This window comes from Mycobacterium sp. NGS59, assembly GCF_059812345.1.
The window spans coordinates 415,281-441,780 of sequence record NZ_JCALCN010000001.1; the positions used below are offsets into that span (position 1 = coordinate 415,281).

The 26,500-nt window shown below is 67.7% G+C and carries 18 protein-coding genes; 9 read left to right on the forward strand and 9 right to left on the reverse strand.

Annotated features, from left to right (window positions below):
* Positions 1–210 precede the first annotated feature (210 nt).
* The gene (ileS, locus tag AC5Y46_RS01735) at positions 211–3,348 is read left to right on the forward strand and encodes an isoleucine--tRNA ligase (protein WP_499989867.1); all 3,138 of its coding nucleotides are present in this window, start codon (positions 211–213) and stop codon (positions 3,346–3,348) included.
* 73 nt (positions 3,349–3,421) lie between these two features.
* Here the strand turns inward: ileS and AC5Y46_RS01740 are convergent, their stop codons facing one another.
* Complete coding sequence (locus AC5Y46_RS01740) at positions 3,422–5,062, reverse strand: PE family protein (RefSeq protein WP_499989868.1); 1,641 nt, start codon at positions 5,060–5,062, stop codon at positions 3,422–3,424.
* 192 nt (positions 5,063–5,254) lie between these two features.
* On the opposite strand from AC5Y46_RS01740, the gene AC5Y46_RS01745 reads away from it, so the two are divergent.
* On the forward strand, positions 5,255–6,616 hold the full coding sequence (locus AC5Y46_RS01745) for a DNA polymerase IV (RefSeq protein ID WP_499989972.1): 1,362 nt from the start codon (positions 5,255–5,257) through the stop codon (positions 6,614–6,616).
* On the opposite strand, the gene AC5Y46_RS01750 is transcribed toward AC5Y46_RS01745, so the two are convergent.
* A complete protein-coding gene (locus tag AC5Y46_RS01750) occupies positions 6,581–7,510 on the reverse strand; it encodes an asparaginase (protein WP_499989869.1) in 930 nt (309 codons plus the stop codon). The two genes, AC5Y46_RS01745 and AC5Y46_RS01750, sit on opposite strands and share 36 nt — an antisense overlap.
* Before the next feature lie 101 nt (positions 7,511–7,611).
* Between AC5Y46_RS01750 and lspA the strand changes: the two genes are divergently transcribed.
* Together lspA and AC5Y46_RS01760 are read left to right on the forward strand one after the other, a co-directional pair.
* Positions 7,612–8,226 carry a signal peptidase II gene (lspA, locus tag AC5Y46_RS01755; RefSeq protein WP_499944134.1) on the forward strand — a complete coding sequence of 205 codons (615 nt, stop codon included), beginning with the start codon at positions 7,612–7,614 and terminating at the stop codon, positions 8,224–8,226.
* The gene (locus tag AC5Y46_RS01760) at positions 8,219–9,145 is read left to right on the forward strand and encodes an RluA family pseudouridine synthase (RefSeq protein ID WP_499989870.1); all 927 of its coding nucleotides are present in this window, start codon (positions 8,219–8,221) and stop codon (positions 9,143–9,145) included. The genes lspA and AC5Y46_RS01760 overlap by 8 nt, the downstream gene beginning before the upstream one ends.
* Here the strand turns inward: AC5Y46_RS01760 and AC5Y46_RS01765 are convergent.
* The gene (locus AC5Y46_RS01765) at positions 9,128–9,904 is read right to left on the reverse strand and encodes a class I SAM-dependent methyltransferase (RefSeq protein WP_499989871.1); all 777 of its coding nucleotides are present in this window, start codon (positions 9,902–9,904) and stop codon (positions 9,128–9,130) included. The two genes, AC5Y46_RS01760 and AC5Y46_RS01765, sit on opposite strands and share 18 nt — an antisense overlap.
* Positions 9,905–9,906: 2 nt before the next feature.
* Positions 9,907–10,581, reverse strand: coding sequence for an MliC family protein (locus tag AC5Y46_RS01770; protein ID WP_499989872.1), 675 nt, complete (start codon positions 10,579–10,581; stop codon positions 9,907–9,909).
* Between the two features lie 70 nt (positions 10,582–10,651).
* Here AC5Y46_RS01770 and AC5Y46_RS01775 point away from each other — a divergent pair, with 70 nt between their 5' ends.
* The gene (locus tag AC5Y46_RS01775; protein ID WP_499989873.1) at positions 10,652–11,668 is read left to right on the forward strand and encodes an SDR family NAD(P)-dependent oxidoreductase; all 1,017 of its coding nucleotides are present in this window, start codon (positions 10,652–10,654) and stop codon (positions 11,666–11,668) included.
* Positions 11,669–11,672: 4 nt separating this feature from the next.
* Positions 11,673–12,476, forward strand: coding sequence for an SDR family NAD(P)-dependent oxidoreductase (locus AC5Y46_RS01780; protein WP_499989874.1), 804 nt, complete (start codon positions 11,673–11,675; stop codon positions 12,474–12,476).
* A 10-nt stretch (positions 12,477–12,486) separates the two neighbouring features.
* On the opposite strand, the gene AC5Y46_RS01785 is transcribed toward AC5Y46_RS01780, so the two are convergent.
* Genes AC5Y46_RS01785 through AC5Y46_RS01805 form a run of 5 tightly spaced genes read right to left on the reverse strand, consistent with a single transcriptional unit; the run spans position 12,487 to position 20,118 of the window.
* Positions 12,487–14,163, reverse strand: a complete 1,677-nt coding sequence (locus tag AC5Y46_RS01785; protein WP_499989875.1) for a coiled-coil domain-containing protein — start codon at positions 14,161–14,163, stop codon at positions 12,487–12,489.
* Positions 14,160–14,756 carry a hypothetical protein gene (locus AC5Y46_RS01790; protein ID WP_499989876.1) on the reverse strand — a complete coding sequence of 199 codons (597 nt, stop codon included), beginning with the start codon at positions 14,754–14,756 and terminating at the stop codon, positions 14,160–14,162. The genes AC5Y46_RS01785 and AC5Y46_RS01790 overlap by 4 nt, the downstream gene beginning before the upstream one ends.
* Before the next feature lie 60 nt (positions 14,757–14,816).
* Positions 14,817–16,445: a hypothetical protein gene (locus tag AC5Y46_RS01795; protein WP_499989877.1), complete on the reverse strand. Its 1,629-nt coding sequence runs from the start codon at positions 16,443–16,445 to the stop codon at positions 14,817–14,819.
* A complete protein-coding gene (locus tag AC5Y46_RS01800) occupies positions 16,445–18,268 on the reverse strand; it encodes a serine/threonine-protein kinase (protein WP_499989878.1) in 1,824 nt (607 codons plus the stop codon). The genes AC5Y46_RS01795 and AC5Y46_RS01800 overlap by 1 nt, the downstream gene beginning before the upstream one ends.
* Positions 18,265–20,118 carry a serine/threonine-protein kinase PknD gene (locus tag AC5Y46_RS01805; protein WP_499989879.1) on the reverse strand — a complete coding sequence of 618 codons (1,854 nt, stop codon included), beginning with the start codon at positions 20,116–20,118 and terminating at the stop codon, positions 18,265–18,267. Before AC5Y46_RS01805 ends, AC5Y46_RS01800 begins: the two co-directional genes overlap by 4 nt.
* Before the next feature lie 65 nt (positions 20,119–20,183).
* Here AC5Y46_RS01805 and AC5Y46_RS01810 point away from each other — a divergent pair, with 65 nt between their 5' ends.
* The 3 genes from AC5Y46_RS01810 to fadD11 all read left to right on the forward strand — a co-directional run bounded on the left by AC5Y46_RS01810 (position 20,184) and on the right by fadD11 (position 26,499).
* Positions 20,184–20,621, forward strand: coding sequence for a type II toxin-antitoxin system Rv0910 family toxin (locus AC5Y46_RS01810; RefSeq protein WP_499989880.1), 438 nt, complete (start codon positions 20,184–20,186; stop codon positions 20,619–20,621).
* A gap of 69 nt (positions 20,622–20,690) precedes the next feature.
* Positions 20,691–24,224 (forward strand): DNA polymerase III subunit alpha, encoded by a 3,534-nt coding sequence (gene dnaE / locus AC5Y46_RS01815; RefSeq protein ID WP_499989881.1) that lies wholly within the window; start codon positions 20,691–20,693, stop codon positions 24,222–24,224.
* 451 nt (positions 24,225–24,675) lie between these two features.
* On the forward strand, positions 24,676–26,499 hold the full coding sequence (gene fadD11 / locus AC5Y46_RS01820) for a fatty acid--CoA ligase FadD11 (RefSeq protein WP_499989882.1): 1,824 nt from the start codon (positions 24,676–24,678) through the stop codon (positions 26,497–26,499).
* Position 26,500: the final 1 nt, after the last annotated feature.

Consider the following 26,500-nt stretch of genomic DNA (forward strand, 5'->3'; position numbering starts at 1 on the left):
CATTAGAATTTCTTGTTGGCGTCGATCCGGCCATCACCGGGGAGCTTTCGGAAGAACAGCCAGTGCGGCCCAGTAGAACCGAACGGGTAGGCCCGTCACAGCCTTTCGAGCGGTCACGCGTGAGCGTGGCAAGCGGGGTGGTACCGCGGCGCTTGCGCATCCGCGCATCGTCGTCCCCGGCCTGAAGGTGGCTACAGGGAGACGACGCACGTGACCGACCAGGCTTACCCGAAGCTGGCCAGCGGGGCGCCCGATTTTCCGGCACTCGAACTCGAGGTGCTCGACTACTGGTTCCGCGACGACACCTTTCGCGCCAGCATCGCCAACCGGGACGGTGCAACCGAATACGTCTTCTACGACGGTCCGCCGTTCGCCAACGGGCTGCCGCACTACGGGCATCTGCTGACCGGCTACGTCAAGGACATCGTGCCGCGCTACCGCACCATGCGCGGGGACAAGGTGGAGCGCCGATTCGGTTGGGACACCCACGGTTTGCCCGCGGAACTGGAGGTCGAGCGGCAGCTGGGTATCACCGACAAGTCGCAGATCGACTCGATGGGCATCGCCGCGTTCAACGACGCGTGCCGCGCCTCGGTGTTGCGTTACACCGACGAATGGCAGCAGTACGTCACCCGTCAGGCCCGCTGGGTCGACTTCGACAATGACTACAAGACACTGGATCTGTCCTATATGGAGTCGGTGATCTGGGCGTTCAAACAACTGTGGGACAAGGGCCTGGCCTATGAGGGCTACCGGGTGTTGCCGTACTGCTGGCGCGACGAAACACCTTTGTCCAACCACGAACTGCGGATGGACGACGACGTCTACCAGAGCCGCCAGGACCCCGCCCTGACGGTGGGATTCAAGGTGACGGGCGGTCCGCTGGATGGCGCGTATCTGCTGATCTGGACGACGACCCCGTGGACGCTGCCGTCGAACCTCGCCGTCGCGGTCAATCCCGACGTGAGCTATGTGCAGGTGCAGGCCGGCGACCGGCGTTTCGTGCTGGCCGAGGCGCGGCTGGCCGCGTACGCGCGCGAGTTGGGGGAGGAGCCCGAGGTGCTGGGGACGTACCCCGGCGCTGAGTTGCTGGGCATCCGCTACCTGCCGCCGTTCCCTTATTTCACCGACTCGCACAACGCTTTTCAGGTCCTGTCCGCCGACTTCGTCACCACCGAGGACGGCACCGGCCTGGTGCACATGGCGCCGGCCTACGGCGAGGACGACATGGCGACGACCGACCCCGTCGGCATCGTGCCCGTCACCCCCGTCGACGCCAAGGGCCGCTTCGACGCCACCGTCCCGGATTACCAGGGACAGCACGTCTTCGAAGCCAACCCACAGATCATCCGCGACCTGAAGGCCGGCGGCGGACCCGCCGCCGAGAACGGTGCGGTGCTGCTGCGCCACGAGACCTACGAGCACCCGTACCCACACTGCTGGCGCTGCCGAAACCCGTTGATCTACCGGGCGGTGTCGTCGTGGTTCGTGCGGGTCACCCAGTTCCGCGACCGCATGGTCGAGCTCAACCAGCAGATCACCTGGTATCCCGAGCACGTCAAGGACGGCCAGTTCGGCAAGTGGCTGCAGGGTGCCCGGGACTGGTCGATCTCGCGAAACCGCTACTGGGGCACGCCGATTCCGGTGTGGAAGTCCGATGATCCCGCTTATCCGAGAATCGATGTCTACGGCAGCCTCGACGAGCTGGAGCGTGACTTCGGGGTGCGTCCGGACAACCTGCACCGGCCTTACATCGACGAACTCACCCGGCCCAACCCCGACGACCCGACGGGCAACAGCACGATGCGCCGGATCGCGGACGTACTCGACGTGTGGTTCGACTCGGGCTCGATGCCATATGCCCAGGTGCACTACCCGTTCGAGAACCAGGAGTGGTTCTTGGGCGGGGCGGCGGGAGAGGGGGAAGCCCACTATCCGGGCGACTTCATCGTCGAGTACATCGGCCAGACCCGCGGCTGGTTCTACACCCTGCACGTGCTGGCCACCGCGCTGTTCGACCGGCCGTCGTTCAAAACCTGTGTGGCACACGGGATCGTGCTGGGCTCCGACGGCCAGAAGATGAGCAAGTCGCTGCGCAACTACCCAGATGTCACCGAGGTGTTCGACCGCGACGGCTCCGATGCTATGCGCTGGTTTTTGATGGCGTCGCCGATCTTGCGGGGCGGCAACCTGATCGTCACCGAGCAGGGCATCCGCGACGGGGTGCGGCAGGTGCTGCTGCCGTTCTGGAACGCCTACAGCTTTTTGGCGCTCTATGCGCCGAAAGTCGGTACCTGGCGCACCGATTCGACGAATGTGCTGGACCGTTACATCCTGGCCAAGCTGGCGGTGCTGCGCGACGACCTGACCGACGCGCTGGATGTCTGCGACATCTCCGGGGCCTGCGAACAGCTACGCCAGTTCACCGAGGCGTTGACGAATTGGTATGTGCGACGGTCACGTTCGCGGTTCTGGGTGGAGGACGCCGACGCGATCGACACCCTGCACACCGGGCTGGAGGTCACCGCGCGGCTGGCCGCGCCACTGCTGCCGTTGGTGACCGAGATGATCTGGCGGGGTCTGACCGGTGGGCGTTCGGTGCATTTGACGGATTGGCCGCAGTCGTCAGAACTGCCGGCCGACCCCGAGTTGGTAGCCGCGATGGATCAGGTGCGTGAGGTGTGCTCGGCGGCATCCTCGCTGCGCAAGGCCAAGAAGCTCCGGGTACGGCTGCCGTTGCCGAAACTAACTGTGGCGGTGGAGAATCCGGACAGCCTGCGGCCCTTCGCCGATCTGATCGGCGACGAACTCAACGTCAAGCACGTCGAACTGACCGACGCGATCGACACCTACGGGCGGTTCGAACTCACCGTCAATGCCCGCGTCGCCGGACCGCGGCTGGGCAAAGACGTGCAGGCGGCGATCAAAGCCGTCAAGTCCGGCGACGGCGTCGTCAACCCCGACGGCACCCTGACAGCGGGGCCGGCGGTGCTGCAGCCCGACGAGTACAGCTCGCGACTGGTCGCCGCCGACCCCGAGTTCACCGCCGCGCTGCCTGGTGGGGCCGGACTGGTGGTGCTGGACGGGACGGTGACCCCGGAATTGGAAGCCGAAGGCTGGGCCAAGGACCGCATCCGCGAACTGCAGGAGCTGCGGAAGTCGACCGGCCTGGAGGTGTCCGACCGGATCAACGTGGTGATTGCCGTGCCCGCCGAGCGCGAAGCGTGGGCGCGTACGCACCGCGACCTGATCGCGGGCGAAATCCTGGCCACCACTTTCGAATTCGGCGAACCGGACGAGGCCGCGGAGATCGGCGACGGGGTGCGGGTCGGCATCGCCAAAGTGTGACGAGCAGACGCAAAGGCCCCCATTTCCGACCGGAAATGGGGGCCTTTGCGTCTGTTCGCGCCGGAAATGGTGACTACAGCAGGCCGCCTAGGAGGGGCGGAGTGGAGCCGCCGCCCAGCCCCGGCAGCAGACCCGGCAGACCCGGCAGACCCGGCAAACCGGGCAGAGTCGGCAAGCCCGGCAACCCCGGCAGACCCAGACCGCCTAGCCCGCCCAGCAGACCTCCCAGATCCGGCAAGCCGCCCAACAAGCCGCCCAGGTTGCCCAATCCGCCCAGCAAACCGCCCAAGTCGGGCAGGCCGCTGCCCAGCCCGCCGAGCACGTCGCGCAGCCCGTTCGTCACACCGCTCAGGTTCGGCAGTGAGCCGATGCCCGGCAGCACTACCTCCGGCAACGGAACCAGCGGGCCGAGCATCGGCGGCGCACCTATCGCCTCGGCCAACTGCTGTGGCGCGTAGAGCAACAAGCCCGGCAGGATTCCGCCGGTGGGGGTGCCGCCCAGCGGGATGGACAACAACGGGGTCGGGCTTGCCAGCGGGTTCACCACCAGCGTCGTCGTGGACAGTGGCGTGAGGATTCCGCCGAGCGGGATCTGCGCCGTCAGCGGCACGGTAACGCCGGGGAGCGGGCCGACGCCCAGCGGCAGGGTCACACCCGGTAGGCCCAAACCGAAGGAGACCTGACCATTCAGGAAGCCATCGGTCACGACCGCCGGAGCCGTCAAGACCGCGACGAGAGCCCCGAAACCGTCCCCGCTCTGCACCGCACTGCCGAACGCCGAGGCGACGGAGACGACCGCGCTGCCCGTCGTGATCGGCGAACCGATGAAGTCAATGCCCAACGCGATCGGGAATCCGAAGAAGGCCGCCCCCAATTCCAAAGCGCCGAGCTGGTTCAATCCAACCGTCAACGGATTGATGTTCGTGCCGACCGAGTACGAGAAATCGGTGATGGTCGACAACACGTTGACGAAGTTCTGACCGATTCGAGCCGGTATCGACGCGATCGGCGTGAGGTCGCCCGGGATCAGGCTGAACGCCCCACTGCTCAAATGCTGACCCGCGTTCGAGAATGCCGAAGTGACGATTGCCCCGTAGCTGATCTGATTGGCGACGAACTGCCGCAGGAAGGGGAACGGATTGGCGGCCAGGCCGTTGCCGAGGCTCTGCAGATTCGCGACGGTGTTGCTGAACAGTCGCTCGTAAGGTCCGGTGATCGCGGCCAAGCTGACCGGCGTGGGTCCGGGCGTCGGACCGAAGACACCAGGCAGCAATGCGTTGAGGGAGGGAATACCGAGGCCGCCCAACAGCCCACCCGGATTGACCAATCCGAGGCCGCCCAACAGCCCGCCGGGACCAGTCAGCCCATCCAGGATCGACGCCGCCGGTAACGCCGCCGCAGCCGCCGGCGCGGCGCTTGCCAGCAGCTGTTGGGCTATCGCGGTTTCCGTGCTGAGGTAAGCGCCCACACTCGAATTCAGCGCCCTGACGAATTCCGCATGGAAAGCCTGAGTCCGAGCGCTGATCGCCTGAAATTCCTCGCCGAAATCGCCGAACAACGCGGCGATGACACCAGAGACTTCGTCGGCGGCGGCGGGCGCGAGACCGGTGGTCACACCGGCTACGGAATTCGAGGCTTCGGTCAATGCAGCGCGTATGCCCGCCAATTCCTGCGCGGCGACCTGAACCCAATCCGGTGAAACGACGAATGACATAGCCAACTCCCTCGACCCCGATGTCAGCGGCAAACCGGTATGCGCTGGTGGTGAATCACCACCCAAACCCTCAATTAAACATGCGTAGAACTCGATATTTTAGCCACGCTAATGGCACGCTGGCCCGATCCTCCATCGACAACGCCAATAGCATCGACACCCGTGGAGTCCCGATGGGTGCTGCACCTGGACATGGACGCGTTCTTCGCGTCCGTCGAACAACTCACCCGGCCGACCCTGCGTGGCCGCCCGGTGCTGGTGGGTGGGCTGGGCGGCCGGGGAGTGGTGGCCGGGGCAAGCTATGAGGCGCGGGTGTTCGGCGCCCGCTCGGCGATGCCGATGCACCAGGCTCGCCGGCTGGTCGGGGCGGCGGCGGTGGTGCTGCCGCCGCGCGGTGTGGTGTACGGCGTGGCCAGTCGGCGCGTCTTCGAAACGGTGCGCAACCTGGTGCCGGTCGTGGAGCAACTGTCGTTCGACGAGGCTTTCGGGGAACCCGCCCAGTTGGCGGGCGCATCGGCGGACGAGGTGCAGTCGTTCTGCGAGGAGCTGCGACGACAGGTGCGTCACGAGACGGGTCTGATCGCCTCGGTGGGCGCGGGCTCGGGCAAACAGATCGCCAAGATCGCCTCCGATCTGGCCAAACCCGACGGAATCCGGGTGGTTCGGCCCGCCGAGCAACAGCCGTTGCTCGGTGCGTTGCCGGTGCGGCGGCTGTGGGGGATCGGACCCGTCGCGGAGGAGAAGCTGCACCGCCTCGGCATCGAGACGATCGGGCAGTTGGCCGCGCTGTCCGATCCCGAGGTGGCCGACATCCTGGGCGCCACCGTCGGGCCCGCGCTGCACCGGCTGGCTCGCGGCATCGACGACCGCGCCGTTGCCGAGCGCGCCGAAGCCAAACAGATCAGCGCCGAGTCGACCTTCGCCGCCGACCTGACCACGCTGGACCAGCTGCGTGAAGCGATCGAGCCGATCGCCGAGCACGCCCATCGGCGCTTGCTCAAAGACGGCCGCGGCGCCCGCACGGTGACGGTGAAGTTGAAGAAATCGGACATGAGCACGCTGACCCGCTCGGCGACGCTGCCCTACGCCACCACCGAACCGAGCGCCCTGGTGGCGGTCGCTCGCCGACTGTTGCTCGATCCGCTGCAGATCGGACCCATTCGTCTGCTGGGCGTTGGCTTTTCGGGTCTGAGCGACGTGCGTCAGGAGTCGCTGTTTCCGGACCTGGACGTGGGCCCGGAACCGGTCGACGACGTCCACCACCAGGATTTCGAGACGCTGCGCGCGGCCCTGCTGACCGGGCAGGATGTCCCGTCGTGGCGGGTCGGCGACGACGTGATGCACCGTGACTTCGGGCACGGCTGGGTTCAGGGCGCCGGCCACGGTGTGGTCACCGTCCGGTTCGAGACGCGTAGTACCGGACCCGGCCAAGCCCGGACGTTCCCGCTCGACACCGCCGACCTCAGCGCGGCCAACCCGGTGGACAGCCTGGACTGGCCGGAGTATGTCGGGCGACTGTCAGCCCCAGCGGCCGACGACGTCGGCGACCGGTAGTCCCGCCGCCAGCGTCGCCATCAGCAGCACCCGGGCCTGCGACGGCGCCAACCGCGGCACCGTCAGCGCGCCCGCCTGCACCAGGTCGTGACCCGGTCCATAGCCCGCGCTCACCGGGCCGCCGGGCACCCGCGTGGACACCGCGACCACCACCCCGTCGGAGCCGCACAACCGCCGCACCCCGTCGATCACCGCCGCGCCGGCGTTGCCCGAGCCGAGCGCCTCCAACACCACGCCCCGCGCCCCGGCGGCCACGAACGCATCCAGCGCTACCGCATCGCTGCCCAGGTACGCAGCGACGATGTCCACGCGCGGCGCCTCGGCAGCGCCGACCCGGCCGACGAACGGCCGCACCTTGGCACCCGTCCAGGACACCGCGCCATCGACGGTGCCCAGCAACCTCCCGTCGAACGCGCTCAGGTCCTGCGTCGCCATCTTGCGCAGGCCCAGCGGTTGCAGCACGCGGCCGGCGAAGCAGACGAGCACTCCGAGGTCATGGGCGGCCGGATCGGCCGCGACCGCGACGGCGTCACGCAGGTTGGCCGGACCGTCGGCGTCCGGCGCGTCCGCGCTGCGCATGGCGCCGGTCAGCACGATCGGGACGCTGCCGGAATAGGTCAGTTCGAGCCACAGGGCGCTTTCCTCCATGGTGTCGGTGCCGTGGGTGAGGACGATGCCGTCGGCCCCGTCGTCGATCGCCGCGTCCACCGCGGCGCGGATCCGGTCCCAGTCGGCCGGTACCAGTTCGGAGCTGTCTACGGCCAGCACGTCGACCACGTCGACGTCGAGGCCTGCGGCGAGTTCGGCGCCCGAGTGGGCGGGCCGGCGCACGCCGTCGGTGCCGGTGCTGGTGGAGATCGTTCCCCCGGTGGTGACGACGGTGACACGGCCCATTCGCGAATCATCCCGCACCCGCGGGCTGCGACGAGTGTGCGGGCTTGGTGCGATGGTGGCTGCGCCGCGCTGGGCGATCGCCACTAGTGGACAATGGACGGGTGCCTGACGAACCATCCGGGTCCGCTGATCCGCTGACTTCTGCCGGCGACACCGACGAAGCCCGCGAACCCCAGGCCCACCCGACGCGCCGGCTGCGTCTGTTGTTGTCGGTCGCGGCCGTGGTGCTCACGCTCGACGTGATCACCAAGGTGCTGGCGGTCAAGCTGTTGCCGCCCGGTCAGCCGGTGTCGATCATCGGCGACACGGTCACCTGGACGCTGGTGCGTAACTCGGGCGCCGCGTTCTCGATGGCGACCGGGTACACCTGGCTGCTGACCCTGATCGCGACCGGCGTGGTGGTCGGGATCTTCTGGATGGGCCGCCGACTGGTCTCGCCCTGGTGGGCGCTGGGCTTGGGCATGATCCTCGGCGGCGCGATGGGCAATCTGGTGGATCGCTTCTTCCGGGCCCCCGGACCGCTGCGCGGACACGTCGTGGATTTTCTGTCGGTGGGCTGGTGGCCGGTGTTCAACGTCGCTGACCCGTCGGTGGTGGGCGGCGCCATCCTGCTGGTCGCGCTGTCTATCTTCGGGTACGACTTCGACACCGTGGGACGACGAAAAGCCAACGCAGAAAACGATATTCGGCCTGAATCCGACGACGCTGGTGACTGAACGCACGATGCCGGTCCCGGAGGGATTGGCGGGCATGCGCGTGGACGCCGGGCTGGCCCGCCTGCTGGGACTGTCCCGCAGCGCCGCCGCTGCCATCGCCGAGGACGGCGGCGTCGAACTCGACGGCGTCCCGGCCGGGAAGTCCGACCGGCTCGCAGCGGGTGCCTGGCTGCAGGTACGGCTGCCCGAACCGCCGAAACCGTTGGAGAACACCCCCGTCGACATCGAGGGCATGACGGTGCTGTACTCCGACGACGACATCGTCGCCGTCGACAAACCCGCTGCGGTGGCCGCGCACGCGTCGGTGGGCTGGACGGGGCCGACGGTGCTGGGCGGTCTGGCCGCAGCGGGTTATCGCATCACCACCTCGGGCGTGCACGAACGCCAGGGCATCGTGCACCGACTCGACGTCGGCACGTCCGGGGTGATGGTGGTGGCGCGCTCCGAACGCGCCTACACCGTCCTCAAGCGGGCGTTCAAGCAGCGCACCGTCGACAAGCGTTATCACGCACTGGTGCAAGGACATCCGGACCCGTCCAGCGGCACGATCGACGCGCCGATCGGCCGTCATCACGGCCCGGAGTGGAAGTTCGCGGTCACCAGCACCGGCCGACACAGCATCACCCACTACGACACCGTGGAAGCGTTCGTCGCCGCCAGCCTGCTCGATGTGCATCTGGAAACCGGTCGCACCCACCAGATCCGGGTGCACTTCGCGGCGCTGCATCATCCCTGCTGCGGAGACCTGGTTTATGGCGCCGACCCGAAGCTGGCGAAAAGGCTTGGCCTGGAACGGCAATGGCTACATGCCCGGTCGTTGGCGTTCGCCCACCCGGCCGACGGCCGCCGCATCGAGATCGTCAGCCCCTATCCGTCCGACCTGCGGCACGCCTTGGACGTGCTACGCGCCGAAAGATGACCGAGCGGGTTTGCGGGCCTCGACCAGCACGCGCGCGGCGTGCGCGACGAACGGACCGTCAGCCTCGATCCGCTCGTGCAACTCGCGCAGCTGCCGGCGATAGCGCTCGACGGTGAAGTCGGGGACGCACCAGATCACCTTGCGCAGGAAATAGACGACCGCGCCGATGTCGAAGAACTCCTGGCGCAACCGCTCGGACCGCAGCTGCACGATCTGCAGACCGGCCGATTCAGCTTGTGCCCGTTGGGTTTCCGGGTCACGGCGGGCCCAGGCCTCGGGCTGCGGACCGATGAAGTGCTCCACCAGCTCGCAGACGGTGGCCGGACCGATGTGCTGGGCCAGGTAGCTGCCGCCGGGACGCAGCACCCGCGCGATCTCGGTCCAGTAGACGGTATTGGGGTGCCGACTGGTCACCAGGTCGAAGGCCTCGTCGGCGAACGGCAGCGGCGACTCGGTCGGGGTTGCCACCACCACGACGCCGCGCGGATGCAGACGTTGGGTCGCCAACGCCGCGTTGGGCGGCCAGGACTCCACGGCGGCCATGGTCGGGGGGAAGGTGTCCGCCCCGGCCAGCACTTCGCCGCCTCCGGTCTGCACGTCCAGCGCGGCGGAGACGCCGGCCAACCGGCTGCTCATCAGCCGCTGATACCCCCACGACGGGCGCTGTTCGGTCGCGCGCCCGTCGAGCCAGGAGAAGTCCCAGCCGTCCACCGATGCCGAATCGGCTTCTGCCACCAAGTCTTCGAATGTGCGCCGCATGCTCACTGAGTGCGGCACACGAAATTGATGCCGTTGAGGTTCAGCGTGACTTCACCCTGGTGCTCCCAGTATTCGGACCCTTGACGTCCGTAGCGTGCGCCGCTGCCCGACGGCTGGATGAACAGAATGATGCGCGTGCCCTTCCAATTGAGCACTGCCGCTTTCGGATCCAGTTCGTTGTAGAACTGGGCGGTCAAGGGTCCCTCGTCCGCCGGACAGTTGTATGTCGCGACCGGCGGCGCGACCGTGGCCGGGTCGGCGATGGCCAACTCCACCAGTCGTGTCTGATAGGCCTCGGCGAGGCAGGTCCGGATGTCGACGAAATCGGCGCACCCGTCGCGCACGGTCAGGAAGGCGTGCTGCGCCGTCGCCAGCGTTGCCTGGTCTGCCCCGGGACGTGCCAGCGCCTGCTGATAGGCGGTCTGCGCCCGGCGGTCCAGGACTGTCAGTTCGGGGTCACTACACACCAGTTGCTGGGCTTTGTTGGTGGATCGCGCGCAGTCCAACACCGGGGTCGGCAAGGTGGTCGTGACGCTGGCCGACAGACCCGGCGACGAACTCGTGGTCGACGAGCCGGTATGCGCCGGTCGCGAACCGCAACCGCCGAGACCGGCCGCAATCACGGCGATCAGTACGGGGGCAAGCTTTCTCGGCATCCGCAATCGGTACCTATTCATCGGTCGATATCCTAGGTTGGCTGTATGACCTGTGTCACACCATCCACACCGCCATCAGGAGCAACTGTCAATGAATCTCGGTGACCTCACGAACCTGGTCGAGAAACCGTTCGCTGCTGTGTCCAACCTGATCAACACGCCGAACTCCGCGGGACGGTACCGTCCGTTCTACTGGCGGAACCTGCTCGATGCCGTACAGGGCCGCTCGCTCAACGAGGCCGTCGAGGGCAAGGTCGCGCTGATCACCGGCGGGTCGTCGGGCATCGGTGAGGCCGCCGCACACAAGATCGCCGAAGCCGGCGGCACCGTGGCACTGGTCGCGCGCACCAAAGAGAACCTGGACAAGGTCGCCGACGACATCCGAGCCAACGGCGGCACCGCGCACGTTTACCCGTGCGATTTGTCCGACGTGGACGCCATCGCCGAGATGGCCGACAAGGTGATCGAGGAACTTGGCGGGGTGGACATCCTGGTCAACAATGCCGGGCGTTCCATCCGGCGTTCACTGGCGCTGTCCTACGACCGGATCCACGACTACCAGCGGACCATCCAGTTGAACTACCTGGGCGCGGTCCAGTTGATCCTCAAGTTCATTCCCGGCATGCGTGAACGCGGCTTCGGGCAGATCATCAACGTCTCCTCGGTCGGCGTGCAGACGCGGGCGCCGCGGTTCGGGGCCTACATCGCCAGCAAGGCGGCGCTGGACAGCCTGTGTGACGCGTTGCAGGCCGAGACGGTCAGCGACAACGTCCGTTTCACCACCGTGCACATGGCCCTGGTGCGTACGCCGATGATCAGCCCCACCAAGATGTACGACAAGTTCCCGGCGCTGACGCCGGATCAGGCGGCCGGCGTGATCACCGACGCGCTGATCCACCGGCCCCGTCGGGCCAGTTCCCCGTTCGGGCAGTTCGCCGCCGTCGCCGACGCCGTCAACCCGGCCGTGATGGACCGGGTGCGCAACCGCGCGTTCGGCATGTTCGATGACTCCTCGGCCGCCAAGGGAAGCGAATCCTCAACGGACACCGAACAATTCGACAAGCGAAGCGAGACCTTCCTGCAGGCGACCCGCGGAATCCACTGGTGACATCATGAGCCTTCCCAAACCGAACAAACAGACCACCGTCGTCATCACCGGCGCCTCCTCGGGGATCGGCACCGAACTGGCCAAAGGCCTTGCGCAACGCGGCTTTCCGCTGATGTTGGTCGCCCGTCGCCGGGAACGCCTGGACGAATTGGCCGAAAAGCTGCGCGGCGAGCACAAAGTCGAGGTCGAGGTGTTGCCCCTGGACCTGTCGGACACCGACTCCCGCTCGAAACTGATCGATCGATTGCGCAGCGACTCGATTGCCGGGCTGTGCAACAGCGCGGGATTCGGTACCAGCGGCAACTTCTGGGAGTCGCCGTTCGAGCGGGAGAGCGAGCAGGTCACCCTCAACGCGCTGGCCTTGACCGAACTCACGCACGCCGCCTTGCCCGGCATGGTGGAGCGCGGAGCGGGGGCGGTGCTCAACATCGCCTCCATCGCCGGATTCCAGCCCATCCCGTATATGGCGGTGTACTCGGCCACCAAAGCGTTTGTCCTGACATTCTCCGAGGCCGTCCAAGAGGAGCTGCACGGCACGGGGGTGTCGGTGACCGCGCTGTGTCCGGGGCCGGTACCCACCGAGTGGGCGCAGATCGCCGACGCCGAGCGGTTCAGCCTGCCGCTGTTTCAGACTTCGCCGGAAGACGTTGCCGAGCAAGCAATCCAGGGAATGCTGGCCGGTAAGCGCACCGTGGTGCCGGGGGTGGTGCCCAAGGTCGTCAGCACCAGCGGGCGGCTCATCCCGCGTACTCTGCTACTGCCGGGGATCCGGATCGGCAACGCACTGCGCGGTGGGCCCGGACGCTGACCGCTCGGCGCTACGCCCGTCGCCACGGGTGGTCGTCCAGCCAACTGGTGACCAGCGGGACCGCATCGGCGTCGGAACCGCGCAGTTGGTCGGTCAGGGTCGAGATCCGTTGCAGCAGAGCGCCATAAGCATTGGCGGCGGCGGCCGCGTAACCTTCGGCGGCCTCGACCTGCCACGGCGCCTGATACCGCGCGGGCAGATTGTGCAACTGCTCGGCCAGGTCTTGCGCCTCTGCCCGCGCGGTCTGTACCAGGCCGCGCACCGCCTCGACGTCACCGCCCCCGGCGTCCAACAGGTGATCGATCTGGCGCACCGTGGAAACCGCTTGCTCGATGCTCCCGGTGTGGGCGGAGATGCCCAGCGGCGGAACAGGGATCGTCAATAGGTGCGGCGACGCTTCCGCGGGGTCGGCTGCGAAATTCGCCCGGGCGGCCTCGACTTCGGCCTGCGCAGCTTCGCGTGCGGCCTCGATCTGTGCGCCGGCTTGCTCGCGAACGGCGGCCAGTTCGGCCGCCGAGCTCGCGCGTAATTCCGCGATCTCGGTTCGTGCCTGGGTGACGGCGGCTTTGGCTTCGTCGGCTTCGGCGCGGACCCGCGCCACTTCGGCCGCAGCCGCCTCGCGCACGGACGTGACCTGTTCGCCGGCCTGCCCGCGGGTCTTGGTCAATTCCGCCGCGGCGGCCGACCGTAGCTGCTCCATTTCGGCCTTGATCCGGGCCACTTCGGTCTCGGCGGCCCGCTGCGCGGCCGTGATCGCGCCTTTGGCCTGTCCGCGGGCTGACGCGACTTCGGCTGCGGCGTCGGCGCGGATCTGTTCGAGTTCGAGGCGCACTTCTTCCAGGGCGCGCTGGGCGCTCTCGCGTGCGGCTGCACGTTCGGCGACCCGCTGCTCGGCGCGAGCCTCAGCTGCGGTGACTTTCGTTGTGGCCGCGGCGATCTCGGCCGCGGTGTCCGCGCGGACCCGGTCGAGCTCGGCGCGTACCTGTTCGAAGGCTTGACGACCAGTCGCCCGGTCCTCGGTGCGCTCGGCCAGCCGTTGTTCGGCCCGGCTTTCGGCGGCGCTGATCTGTTCGGCGGCGGTGGCGAGTTCGGCGGCGGTGTCGGCGCGGACCTGGGCGAGTTCGGCCTGCACCTGTTCCAGGGCTCGTTGGGCGGCCGCGCGCTCGGCGGCGCGTTCCGCCTCGCGCTGCTCGGCAGCTCGCTGGGCGGCCGTCCGCTCGGCGGCGTGTTCCGTCTCCCGCTGCTCGGCAGCTTGCTGGGCGGCTGCCCGCTCGGCCGCCCACTCTTCCTCCCGCTGAGCGGCTTGCGCCTGCACCTGACGAACCCGTTCGCGCGCGGCGGTGGCCACCCGGGCCGACTGTTCGGCCTGCGCCCGCGCCATCGACACGGCCGCTTCGGCGTCCTTGCGGCCCTGCTGGGCCTCCCGCGCTTGGCCCTCGGCCGCAACCCGCATGTGGTCGGCCTCGACCAACCGCATCACCGGCGAGAGTCGCTTGCGTGCCGGGCCGGAGCGTTGGCGGTGGTCGATCAACTCGCGCTCGCTCATCGCCGCGAGCGCGACCAACTCGGTGGGCGGCTGCTGGCCCTGCCGTTCGGCGGCCGACACCGCATCCGCCGCGGCGCGTTTGGTCAACGCCGCCCACGCCGCGGGGTCGAGGTCCTCGATGTGTTGCCGGGTAGTGCTCACGCGTGACGGCGCCTTCCTTTGCCGGCGGGTTCGGCGGCGCCGTCCTCGGCGGGATCGGCGGCCACCTCACGCGGCGTCGGGGCCTCACGCGGCGCCGGGGCCTCACGCGTCGCCGGGGCCTCCCGCGGCGCCGGGGCGTCCCGTCGTGATCCCTGCCGGGCGGTGAACTGGGACAGCGGACCGGCCTGCTGTGCCAGCACCAGCGAGAACTGGTTCATATACACCGTCACCGACCGGGCCAACGTGTCGTCGCCGAGGTGCTCGGCGTCGCGCAACAACCCGCGCAGCAGTTCCAGCGCCAATTCCGGGCCGAGGCCCAACGTGGCGTTCTCGCTGGCGGCCGGTTCGATCCCCGCGGTTTCCACCACCCACACCAGCCGCTGCCAGCAGCGGGCGAGCGCCGCGCTGCGCTGCTCGTCTTCGCGCAGTTCCTGGTGGTGGCGCTCACGCTGTTCGGTCTGCGCCTCTTCCCGTCGGGCGGCCCGGCGCGCGGCGAAATACGCGATGACCGCGAGGATGATGGCGACGGTCAGGGCCGCGGCGCCGCCGAACCCCGCGGACGTCAAGAATTCACGCGCCGATGGCAAGCTCATGGCTCGGACGGTACCGCAACCGGCCCCTGAAAAACCGCGCGAACCTGGCGTACCGAGTTGCTAACGGTCGGGCGCGATCTTGAGCACTTGGCCTGGTTTGACGATCTTGTCGGATCGATCTGACCGCGCCGAGGTGAGGACGTAGACGGTGCCCTCGGAATCCACCGCGACGCCGCTGGTGTGGCCGCCCAGCGGCACCTCGACAGCTCTGCCCGCCGGGGGCAACTGGAAGAAGCCCTTGCCGAATCCGTCGCCGACGAAGATGTCTCCCGCGCTGCTGATCGCGATGTGATTCGGCTCGATGAGTCCGGGGATGGTCAACGCGACGGGGCTGGTTGCTCCGACGGCAAGTTTGAGGACCTGACCGCGGCCGGCGCCCTTGATGGCGGAAGACACATAGACGTTGCCGTCCTTGTCGACGGCCATCCCGCGCGGCAGAAACAGGTTCTGGAAGGACAGGTCGGTCGGCCGGTTCTCGCCCGGAGCCAGCTTCTTCGCCCCGTACTTCAGATCTGTGCCGTCACTCATCAGGGCCCCGGCCGCATAGGTGTTGCCGGCCTGGTCGACCGCGATGGCCTTTATCGAGGAAAAACCCCGGAACGGCAACCGAATTGGGCTGGTCTTGCCCGACTCGAGCAGATAGACCTGGGCGTCGTCGCTGTAGTAGATGTTGCCGGCCGTGTCGACCGCCAGGTCTGTCGCCGAACGGAAGTTGGCGCCGGTGACGTCCAGGGAGGTCGCGCCGCCGGCGCCCGACGCCAGCTTCCACAGCTTCGCCGGCGCTGACTCGAATGGGCCGGCGTCGGCGGCCGGGACGACGGAGGCCAGCACATAGACATTGCCGGCACCGTCCACCGCGACGCTCTTGGTGGGATAGAGGCCGGGAAACGGCAACACGGTGGGTTGCGCGGTATAGGTGCGTCGCGGCGGGGCGGTGCTCGTGGTGGGAGCGGCCCGATCGCCGCGGTGGGCCAACCGCGGGATTGCAATGGCGCCGGCCACGACGGCGGCGACGATGACGACGGCGGCAACCAGAGGACCGATGCGCCGTCGTCGCCGCGGCGGCGCCAGCTGGACAGGACGCGAGGGCGGGTAGGACACCGTCGGCGAACGTCCGTGGATCGGATCCCATTGCGGCGGTTGTGGACTGGGCACGACCGGCTGCGGCAGTTCGAACGAGCGGGTGGCTGCCTGGGAAGGTCGCGCGGGCTTGTCGGCCAGGGCGCCCTGTGCCGCGGCCACCAGCTCGGTGGCGCTGCGGTACCGGTCGTCGGGATTGGCGGCCAGGCCGCGGGCGATGACGGCGTCGAGGCCGGCGGGGACGCCGGGGCGCTGAACGCTGGGGGGTGGGACCGGCCCGGCGGGATCCGGCGGGTGCCCGGTCAGGCATTCGTAGAGCACCTGTGCCAGCGCGTGGATGTCGGCACGATAGGCCGCCCCGCTGTCGGTGACCAGCACTCGGGTCCGGTCGGCTGACGGCGTGGCCCCGCCGGTGTCGCTCAGGTACACCGACCCGTCACCGGCCAGCAGAATGGCAGTCGTCGTGACGTTGCGGTGGCCGGTCCGGTTGGCGTGGGCGGCGTCGATCGCGGCCGCGACCCGGCGCACCACGTCGACCGCACGCGCCGGATCCAGCGGACCATGTTGCACCAGTATGGTTTTCAGGTCGCCGCTCGGGGTATCGCCCATCAGCCCGGCCCGACCTTGAGCAGTCGGTTGTTCTCGGTCAGGTAGATGCCGCCGGCCGCGTCGACGGCTATACCGCCGAACGGCTGGTTCTCCGGTGCGAACAACAGCGTCGGGGTCGCCGCGCCCACCGCGAGTTTGACCAAGCGCCCCATGTTGTCTGCGTTGTCGACGACGTAGATGTTGCCCTGACCGTCGACCACCACACCCTGCGCCCTGCCGAGCTGTCCGAACGGAACCTGGGCCGGGTCGGTGTCCCCGCGGGCCAACTTGAGCACCCGACCCGCCTGCAGGGCGTAGACGTTGCCGGCGCCGTCCACCGCCACGTCCTCGAAAAATCCACTGCCGAAAGGCAATACGGTCGGAGCAGCCGCACCGGGTGCGAGCTGGAGCACCCGGTCGTTGGCGGCGACGTAGACCGTGCCGGCAGGGTCTACCGCGATGCCGTTGGGAACGAGTCGGCCGAACGGCAACTCGACCTGGTCGGTGGAACCGGGAGCCAATTTGTAGACTCTGCCGCCTCCTTCGCGGGGCAGGTCGGTGACGTAGACGCCGCCGGCCGTGTCCACGCTCACGCGTTTGGGCCGGCTGAGTCCGCGGAAGGGCAGCTCGACAGGCGCCGTGGAGTCGGGGGCCAGTTTGTAGATCCGGGTGCTGCTGGTGTCGACGACGTAGACGTCACCGCCGGGCCCGACCGTCACACCGCTCAGCTGGCCGTTTCCGAGGACCGGCAACCGGGTGGCGTTCAAGGTCGGCGCCGTGCTGGTGGACGCCGGGGCGGTGCTGGCGGTCTGCGGCGCGGCGCTGCCGCTGGGATCGGCGTGCCGGTTCGGGGCGGGCCAAGCCAGCACCGCGACGGTCGCGACGACGACGGCGACCACCGCGACGGCGGCGGCTGTCCACAGCGCGCGTCGACTAGACTTGCGCCGCAACGGTTTCGGATGCGTCCAGGGCTGGGTGTTCGTAACCTGTCGCGGCGTCCACTGATTCACCGGGGTGCTCAACGCGCGCTGCGCTGCCGCTGCCAATTCGCCGGCGCTGCGGTAGCGGGCCGCGGGGTCCTTGGCCATGCCACGGGCGATGACCTCGTCGAAACCGACCGGTATGCCGGGATGTTCCCGACTGGGCTGCGGCGGTGGCGACGCCAGGTGTGCAGCCACCAAAGCCGGTATCTCCGTTCGATTCTCATACGGTGTCACCCCGGTCAGGCATTCGTACAGCACGCATGCCAGCGCGTAGATGTCGGCGCCCGCGGTGACCTGCCCGGAGGCGAGACGTTCCGGGGCCAGGTAGGCGAACGAGCCGACCGTGGTGCCCTCGCTGGTGAGCTTGGTGTCGGTGGCGGCGTTCGCCAGCCCGAAGTCGACCAGGCAGGCGAAGTCGTCACGGCCGAGCAGGATGTTGGCGGGTTTGACGTCGCGGTGGATCACCGTTTCGGCGTGCGCGGCGTCCAGCGCGGCGCCGATCTGCCGCACCACATGCACCGCGCGCGCCGCGCCCAGCGCCCCGCCGCGTTCCAGCGTGCTCTGCAAGTCGGTGCCCTCGATGAGCCGCATGTCGATGTAGAGCTGCCCGTCGATCTCACCGCAGCCGTGGATCGGCACCACGTGCGGGTCGTGCAACCGCCCGGCGGTGCGGGCCTCGCGGAAGAGCCGTTCCCGAAACGCCGGATTGTGAGAGTAGCTGCTGGACAACAGTTTCAGTGCGACCACCCGGTGCATGACGGTGTCTTCGGCTTCGTAGACCTCCCCGAACCCACCGCTGCCCAGCAGCCGGCGCAGTACATACGGCCCGAACCGGGAACCCACTCGCGGGGCAGAAGTCATTGCGCGGCACCCAGTTCCAGGACTTTACCGGTGGCACAGTCGTCGCCGCGGTGACAGTCGACGACGAACAGGTCACCGTCCTTGTCGGTCGCCACCCCGAACGGGTAGTTCAACCCGGGGAAGGTCACCTGGGTGGCGCTGGTCGCGCCGGCGGCCAGCTTGAAGATGCCGCGACCTTCGATGTCGGAGACATAGACGTTGCCCTTCTTGTCCACCGCCACACCGTAGGGCTGCTGCAGTCCGGCGAACGGTAGTTCGGTGGGGGTGTCGGCACCGGCGGGCAGCTTCAACACATGCCGGTCGTCGCTGTCGGCGATGTAGAGGTTGCCGTCGTCGTCCACCGCGATCCCGACGGGCGTGTTCAACGGGGTGGTGGGCATCAGCACGGTCGGGCTCGAGGCGCCGGGCGCCAGCTTGAGCACCTGTCGCAGCGCCCCGTCGGTGACGTAGAGACTGCCGTCCCTGCCCGCCGTCACACCCAGTGGCCGTCCGAGGTGCCCGAACGGCATCGGAGTGGGCCCGCGCGCGCCCGGCGCCAATTTCCACACTCCCGGCGCGTGGGAGTCGGCGACGTAGACGTTGCCCGCCGAATCCACCGCCACCCCCTCGGCGAAGAGCTCCCCGAACGGCAATTCGGTGGGGGAACTTTGGCCGGCGGCCAGCTTCAGCACCCGGCCGTTGGGGGAGCGGTTGGTCAGCTCGGTGGCGTAGACGTTGCCGGCGCCGTCGACGGCCACGCCGCGCGCCTTGACCAGGTCGGGATATTTCAACACGGTCGGGACGCTCGACGAGGGGCGCGACGTGCTGGTGCTCGTGGACTGTGACGGCGCGGGCCGGCGCGCGATTGCCACCATCGCGGCCACTGCCACCGCGGCCACCACAGTTGCCGCGGTGACGGCAATCACCTTGCGGCGGATCGGTTTTCGGCCCGGGGGGTGGGCCCAGGCCGGCGGCGGGAGCGGTCGGGGCGCCGGTGGTGGGGGCGGCGGCGTGATCGCCCACTCACGGGTGGTGGCGGCGGGGCCGAGGGCGCGCTGGGCGGCCCCGGCGAGTTCGCCCGCGCTGGGGTACCGATCGTCGGGGTTTTTGGCCATGCCCTTCGCGACGACCTCGTCCAGCGCGGCGGGGATGCCGGCCCGGGCTTGGCTGGGCCGCGGAATCGGCACGGTCAGGTGAGCGTTGATCAGCGCGCTGAGGTCCTGGTGTTGCGCATAGGGCGTCTCACCGGTCAGCAGTTCGTAGAGCACGCAGGCCAGCGCGTACACGTCGCTGCGGTGGTCGATCACCGGGTGCTGCGAAAGGCGTTCCGGGGCAACGTAATCGAAGGTGCCGACGGCCTTGCCGGTCCGGGTGAGCCGGGCTTCGCCGGCGGCGCTGGCCAGACCGAAGTCGACCAGGCTCGCGAAGTCGTCCCCGGACAACAGGATGTTGGCGGGTTTGACGTCGCGGTGCAGCACCGTCTCGGCGTGCGCGGCGTCCAGAGCGCCGGCGATCTGACTCACCAGGTTCACAGCGCGCGCCGGCACCAGCGGGCCGTCCCGGCGCAGCACCGTCTCCAGGTCCACCCCGCGCACCAACCGCATGTCGATGTAGACCTGTCCGTCGATCTCACCGCAGCCGTGGATCGGCAGCACATGCGGTTCACGCAGCCGCCCAGCGGTCCGCGCCTCCCGGAACAGTCGCTCACGAAACACCGGGTTCAGCGAAAACGTGCTGCTCAGCAGTTTGAGCGCCACCACCCGGTGCATGGCGGTGTCTTCGGCTTCGTAGACCTCGCCGAAGCCGCCGGCGCCCAGCAGCCGGACCAACCGATACGGTCCGAACTGCGAACCCGCCCGATTCTCGACCACTACCCGACCCTCCGCTTCGTCGCCGAGCGTATCCGGCGCGCACCACCGGCGTTACGCTCACCGCCATGGCTTCTGTTGACCTGACCCTGGACGCGCCGATGACCCCGCAGGAGATGTGGGAACACGTCTCGGACCTTTCGACGCTGGGCGACTGGCTGGTGCTGCACGAAGGCTGGCGCAGCGACGTGCCCGACGTCAGCGAGATCACCGAGGGCACCCAGATCGTGGGTGTCGCGCGCTCCAAGAAGTTGCGCAACCGGGTGACCTGGACGATCACCAAGTGGGACCCGCCACACTCGGTCGCGATGTCGGGGGAGGGCAAAGGCGGGGCAAAGTACAAGGTGACCCTGACCGTCAAGGCACATGGGGATGCCTCCACCCTCGGATTGTCCGTCGACCTGGGCGGACCCGCCCTGTTCGGTCCGATCGGGTCCGTCGCGGCCCGCGCGGCCAAAGGTGACGTGAAAAAGTCGCTGGATAATTTCCTCGAGCTCTACGGCTGAAAATCGCTCAAGACACGTTCTGCGACACGCCGAGAACGTGTCGGTGGGCGGTCATAGACTGGCGTCCCTATGAATGAGTCCTCCTTCGTGCACCTGCACAACCACACCGAGTATTCGATGCTCGACGGTGCCGCGAAGATCACGCCGATGCTGGACGAGGTGACGCGGCTGGGGATGCCCGCGGTCGGGATGACCGACCACGGAAACATGTTCGGCGCCAGCGAGTTCTACAACTCGGCGACCAAGGCCGGCGTCAAGCCGATCATCGGGGTCGAGGCTTATATCGCTCCCGCGTCCCGATTCGACACCCGACGCATCACCTGGGGTGATCCCAGCCAGAAGGGCGACGACGTCTCGGGCAGCGGCTCCTACACGCACATGACGTTGATGGCCGAGAACGCGACCGGCCTGCGCAACCTGTTCCGGCTGTCGTCGCTGGCCTCGTTCGAGGGCCAACTCGGCAAGTGGTCGCGGATGGACGCCGAGCTCATCGCCGAGCACGCCGAAGGCATCATCGCCACCACCGGCTGCCCGTCCGGTGAAGTGCAGACCCGGCTGCGCCTCGGCCATGAGCGCGAAGCCCTGGAATCCGCCGCCAAGTGGCAGGAGATCTTCGGCGCCGACAACTTTTTCCTGGAGTTGATGGACCACGGCATCTCGATCGAACAGCGCGTCCGGCAGGGACTGCTCGAGATCGGCCGCAAACTCAACATCCGGCCGCTGGCCACCAACGACTGTCACTACGTCACCCGCGAAGCCGCCCACAACCACGAGGCGTTGCTGTGCGTGCAGACCGGCAAGACGCTGTCGGACCCGAACCGGTTCAAGTTCGACGGCGACGGCTACTACCTCAAGTCCGCCGCCGAGATGCGCCGGCTCTGGGACGACGAGGTCCCCGGGGCCTGCGACTCCACCCTGCTGATCGCCGAACGGGTCCAGTCCTACGCCGACGTGTGGACACCACGCGACCGGATGCCGATCTTCCCCGTGCCCGACGGATACGACCAGGCTTCGTGGCTGCGTCACGAGGTGATGGCCGGGCTCGACAGGCGTTTCCCGGCCGGCGTCGGCCAGGAGTACCTCGACCGCGCCGAATACGAGATCAAGGTCATCTGCGACAAAGGCTTCCCGGCGTACTTCCTGATCGTGGCCGACCTGATCAACTACGCGAAATCGGTCGACATCCGGGTCGGGCCGGGACGTGGATCGGCGGCGGGCTCCCTGGTCGCCTACGCGATGGGGATCACCAACATCGACCCCATCCCGCACGGTCTGCTGTTCGAGCGCTTCCTGAATCCGGAGCGCCCGTCGGCACCCGACATCGACATCGACTTCGACGACCGTCGTCGCGGCGAGATGGTGCGCTACGCCGCCGAGAAGTGGGGCCACGACCGCGTCGCCCAGGTCATCACCTTCGGCACCATCAAAACCAAAGCCGCACTGAAGGATTCGGCGCGCATTCACTACGGGCAGCCCGGGTTCGCGATCGCCGACCGAATCACCAAAGCGCTGCCGCCGCCCATCATGGCCAAGGACATTCCGCTGTCGGGGATCACCGACCCGGCCCACGAGCGGTTCAAGGAAGCCGCCGAGGTCCGCGGCCTGATCGAGTCCGATCCGGACGTGCGGACCATCTACCAGACCGCGCGCGGCCTGGAAGGCCTGATCCGCAACGCGGGTGTGCACGCCTGCGCGGTGATCATGAGCAGCGAGCCGCTGACCGAGGCCATCCCGCTGTGGAAACGACCGCAGGACGGCGCCATCATCACCGGCTGGGACTACCCCTCGTGTGAAGCCATCGGCCTGCTGAAGATGGACTTCCTGGGCCTGCGGAACCTGACGATCATCGGCGACGCGCTGGAGAACATCAAAGCCAACCGGGGCATCGATCTCGACCTGGAGTCGCTGCCTTTGGACGACCAGGCCACCTACGAACTGCTCGGTCGCGGCGACACGCTGGGAGTGTTCCAGCTCGACGGCGGGCCGATGCGCGATCTGCTGCGCCGCATGCAGCCCACCGAATTCAACGACATCGTCGCCGTATTGGCGCTGTACCGCCCCGGACCGATGGGCATGAACGCCCACAACGACTACGCCGACCGCAAGAACAAGCGGCAGCCGATCAAGCCGATCCATCCCGAACTCGAAGAGCCGCTGCGCGAAATCCTCTCCGAGACTTACGGTCTGATCGTCTACCAGGAACAGATCATGTTCATCGCGCAGAAGGTCGCCTCCTACAGCATGGGCAAGGCCGACGTGCTGCGCAAAGCGATGGGCAAGAAGAAGCTCGAGGTGCTCGAGGCCGAATACAAGGGTTTCTACGAGGGCATGAACGCCAACGGCTTCTCCGAAAAAGCGGTGAAAGCCTTGTGGGACACCATTCTTCCGTTCGCCGGGTATGCGTTCAACAAGTCCCACGCAGCCGGGTACGGGTTGGTCTCCTACTGGACGGCCTACCTCAAGGCCAACTATCCGGGTGAGTACATGGCCGGCCTGCTCACCTCGGTCGGCGACGACAAGGACAAGGCGGCGGTCTATCTTGCGGACTGCCGCCGGCTGGGGATCACCGTGCTGCCGCCCGACGTCAACGAGTCGGTGCAGAACTTCGCGTCGGTGGGCAACGACATCCGCTTCGGTCTCGGTGCGGTGCGCAATGTCGGGGCCAATGTGGTGGCCTCGCTGATCGGCACCCGCAACGAGAAAGGCAAGTTCACCGACTTCTCGGATTATCTGAACAAGATCGACATCTCGGCGTGCAACAAGAAAGTCACCGAGTCGTTGGTCAAGGCCGGGGCGTTCGACTCCCTGGGGCACGCTCGCAAGGGTCTGTTCCTGGTGCACACCGATGCCGTCGACAGCGTGCTGGGCACCAAGAAGGCCGAGGCGATGGGGCAGTTCGACCTGTTCGGTGGCAGCGACTCGGGCGTCGAATCGGTGTTCACCATCCGGGTGCCCGAGGACGAGTGGGAGGACAAGCACAAGCTCGCGTTGGAGCGGGAGATGCTGGGCCTGTATGTGTCCGGTCATCCGCTCAACGGAGTGGCGCACCTGCTGGCGGGGCAGGTCGATACGCAGATCCCGGCGATCCTCGACGGCGATGTACCCAACGATGCGCAAGTGCGCGTCGGCGGCATCCTGGCGTCGGTGAACCGTCGGGTCAACAAGAACGGGATGCCATGGGCGTCAGCGCAATTGGAAGACCTGACTGGCGGTATCGAGGTGATGTTCTTCCCGCACACCTACTCCACCTTCGGCGCCGACATCGCCGACGACGCGGTGGTGCTGGTCAGCGGCAAAGTGGCCATTCGCGACGACCGCATCAGCTTGATCGCCAACGAACTGGTGGTGCCCGACTTCACCAACGCTCAGCCCAACCGGCCGCTGGCGGTCAGCCTGCCGACCCGGCAGTGCACCATCGACAAGGTCACCGCCCTCAAGCAGGTGCTGGCCCGCCACCCCGGCACCGCGCAGGTTCATCTGCGGCTGATCAGCGGTGACCGGATCACCACGCTCGAGCTCGATCAGGCGCTGCGGGTGACGCCGTCGCCGGCGCTAATGGGGGACCTCAAGGAACTACTCGGCCCGGGGTGTTTGGGGAGTTAGGCCGGCGGCGCATCCATTCCGAGCTGCGCCGAACGTCACGCCAGCGCCGCGCTCACGTTCGAACGCAACACCAGCGTGACGGTCGCGACGCGGCAGACGTACGCTCAGCGCTTTCGCTCAGAAACGAGTGGCGAGATTGCATGGATGCGCTCAAGGCAGTGCGATGCGAAGCGCTTTGCTGATTTCCTGCATTGTCGGCGGAGATAGTGTGCCGAGCAATTCAGTGAGTTCATCGTGGTAGAGCTGCACAATGTCGTCGACCAGGACGAACCCGACGAGGGGGTCGTCCGCTGTCAGGGGTACGACCCTCGGCACATGTGCGTTCTTGCTCGTCGTCGTGCACCTACTACGCGCCTGCCTGCCGAAAGTGAACTCAACGACGATCAATCGGCGTGTTGCGTCGTGATATTCACTCTCGGCGCCCGCGGACGAAGGACGTAGGGTTACCCGTGTGACGACCCCATCCGAGCGACCGGCCACCCTGTGTGAGGCGTTTCAGCGCACCGCGGCGGTCGATCCCGACGCGGTGGCCCTGCGCACCCCCGGCAACACCCAGACAGTGACCTGGCGTGAGTACGCAGACCAGGTCCGCCAGGTGGCGGCCGGCCTGACCGGTCTCGGCATCAAGCGCGGCGACACCGTGTCGCTGATGATGGCCAACCGGGTGGAGTTCTACCCGCTCGAAGTCGGCGCGCAACACGTTGGCGCCACGTCGTTTTCGGTGTACAACACCCTGCCCGCCGAACAGCTGACCTACGTGTTCGACAACGCCGGCACCAAGGTGGTGATCTGCGAGGAACAGTACGTCGACCGGATCCGAGCCAGCGGCGCCCCGATCGAGCACATCATCTGCATCGACGGCCACCCCGAGGGCACCCTCTCGATAGACGACCTGTACCAAGCCGCCGCCGAAGACTTCGACTTCGAATCGACCTGGCGCGCAGTGCAACCCGACGACATCGTCACCCTCATCTACACGTCCGGCACCACCGGGAACCCCAAGGGTGTGGAAATGACCCACTCCAACCTGCTGTTCGAGGGGTACGGTCTGGACGACGTGCTGGGCGTCGAGTTCGGAGACCGGGGCACGTCGTTCCTGCCCACGGCGCACATCGCCGACCGGATGTGCTGCCTGTACTCCCAGGAGATCTTCGGAACGCAGATCACGACGGTCTCCGACCCGCGAGCAATCGTCGGGGCACTGCCCGACGCCCGGCCGACCGTCTGGGGCGCGGTGCCCCGGGTGTGGGAAAAGCTCAAGGCGGGAATCGAATTCACCGTCGCCAACGAGTCCGACGAGACGAAGCGGGCGGCGCTGCAGTGGGCCATGTCGGTGGCGGACAAACGTGCGCAAAAGCTGCTGGCCGGTGAGCCGATGTCGGAGGACGACGCGGCCGAGTGGGACCAGGCCGACGAACTGGTGCTGTCGAAGCTCCGCGAGAAGCTGGGCTTCGGCGAACTGCGGTGGGCGGTCTCCGGGGCGGCTCCGATACCGAAGGAGACGCTGGCGTTCTTCACCGGCATCGGCATCCCGATCGCCGAGCTCTGGGGGATGTCCGAGCTCAGCTGCGCCGCCACCGCAAGCCATCCGCGCGACGCACGCCTGGGCACCGTCGGCAAACTGTTTCCCGGCCTGGAAGGCAGGATCGCCGACGACGGTGAGTACCTGGTCCGTGGGCCGCTGGTGATGAAGGGCTACCGCAAGGAACCCGCCAAGACCGCCGAAGCGATCGACTCCGACGGGTGGCTGCACACCGGCGACATCTTCGAAATCGACGACGACGGCTACCTGCGGGTGGTGGATCGTAAGAAGGAACTCATCATCAACGCGGCCGGAAAGAATATGTCGCCGGCCAACATCGAGAACACCATCGTGGCCGCCTGCCCGATGGTGGGGGTGATGATCGCGATCGGTGACGGCCGGCCCTACAACACCGCGCTGCTGGTGTTCGACGCCGACTCGGTGGGCCCGTATGCCGCCCAACGCGGCCTCGACCCGTCACCGGAGGCACTCGCGTCCGACGCGGAGGTGATCGCGCAGATCGCTGCGGGCGTCGCCGCGGGAAACGAGAAACTGTCACGGGTGGAGCAGGTCAAGCGTTTCCGCATCCTGCCCACCCTGTGGGAGCCCGGGGGTGACGAGATCACGCTGACGATGAAGCTCAAGCGCAAGCCGATCCACGCCAAGTACGGTGCCGAGATCGAGGAGCTGTACGCCAGCGAGCCGGGATCTGACGTTCACGAACCCGCGGCTGCGTCCGCGCAGCCGGCCTGAG

Coding starts and splice junctions, on each gene's coding strand:
- AC5Y46_RS01740 (WP_499989868.1), bottom strand. CDS start 5,062: ATGTCATTCGTCGTTTCACCGGATTGGGTTCAGGTCGCCGCGCAGGAA.
- AC5Y46_RS01745 (WP_499989972.1), top strand. CDS start 5,255: ATGGACGCGTTCTTCGCGTCCGTCGAACAACTCACCCGGCCGACCCTG.
- AC5Y46_RS01750 (WP_499989869.1), bottom strand. CDS start 7,510: ATGGGCCGTGTCACCGTCGTCACCACCGGGGGAACGATCTCCACCAGC.
- AC5Y46_RS01765 (WP_499989871.1), bottom strand. CDS start 9,904: ATGCGGCGCACATTCGAAGACTTGGTGGCAGAAGCCGATTCGGCATCG.
- AC5Y46_RS01770 (WP_499989872.1), bottom strand. CDS start 10,581: ATGAATAGGTACCGATTGCGGATGCCGAGAAAGCTTGCCCCCGTACTG.
- AC5Y46_RS01775 (WP_499989873.1), top strand. CDS start 10,652: ATGAATCTCGGTGACCTCACGAACCTGGTCGAGAAACCGTTCGCTGCT.
- AC5Y46_RS01780 (WP_499989874.1), top strand. CDS start 11,673: ATGAGCCTTCCCAAACCGAACAAACAGACCACCGTCGTCATCACCGGC.
- AC5Y46_RS01790 (WP_499989876.1), bottom strand. CDS start 14,756: ATGAGCTTGCCATCGGCGCGTGAATTCTTGACGTCCGCGGGGTTCGGC.
- AC5Y46_RS01795 (WP_499989877.1), bottom strand. CDS start 16,445: ATGGGCGATACCCCGAGCGGCGACCTGAAAACCATACTGGTGCAACAT.
- AC5Y46_RS01800 (WP_499989878.1), bottom strand. CDS start 18,268: ATGACTTCTGCCCCGCGAGTGGGTTCCCGGTTCGGGCCGTATGTACTG.
- AC5Y46_RS01810 (WP_499989880.1), top strand. CDS start 20,184: ATGGCTTCTGTTGACCTGACCCTGGACGCGCCGATGACCCCGCAGGAG.
- dnaE (WP_499989881.1), top strand. CDS start 20,691: ATGAATGAGTCCTCCTTCGTGCACCTGCACAACCACACCGAGTATTCG.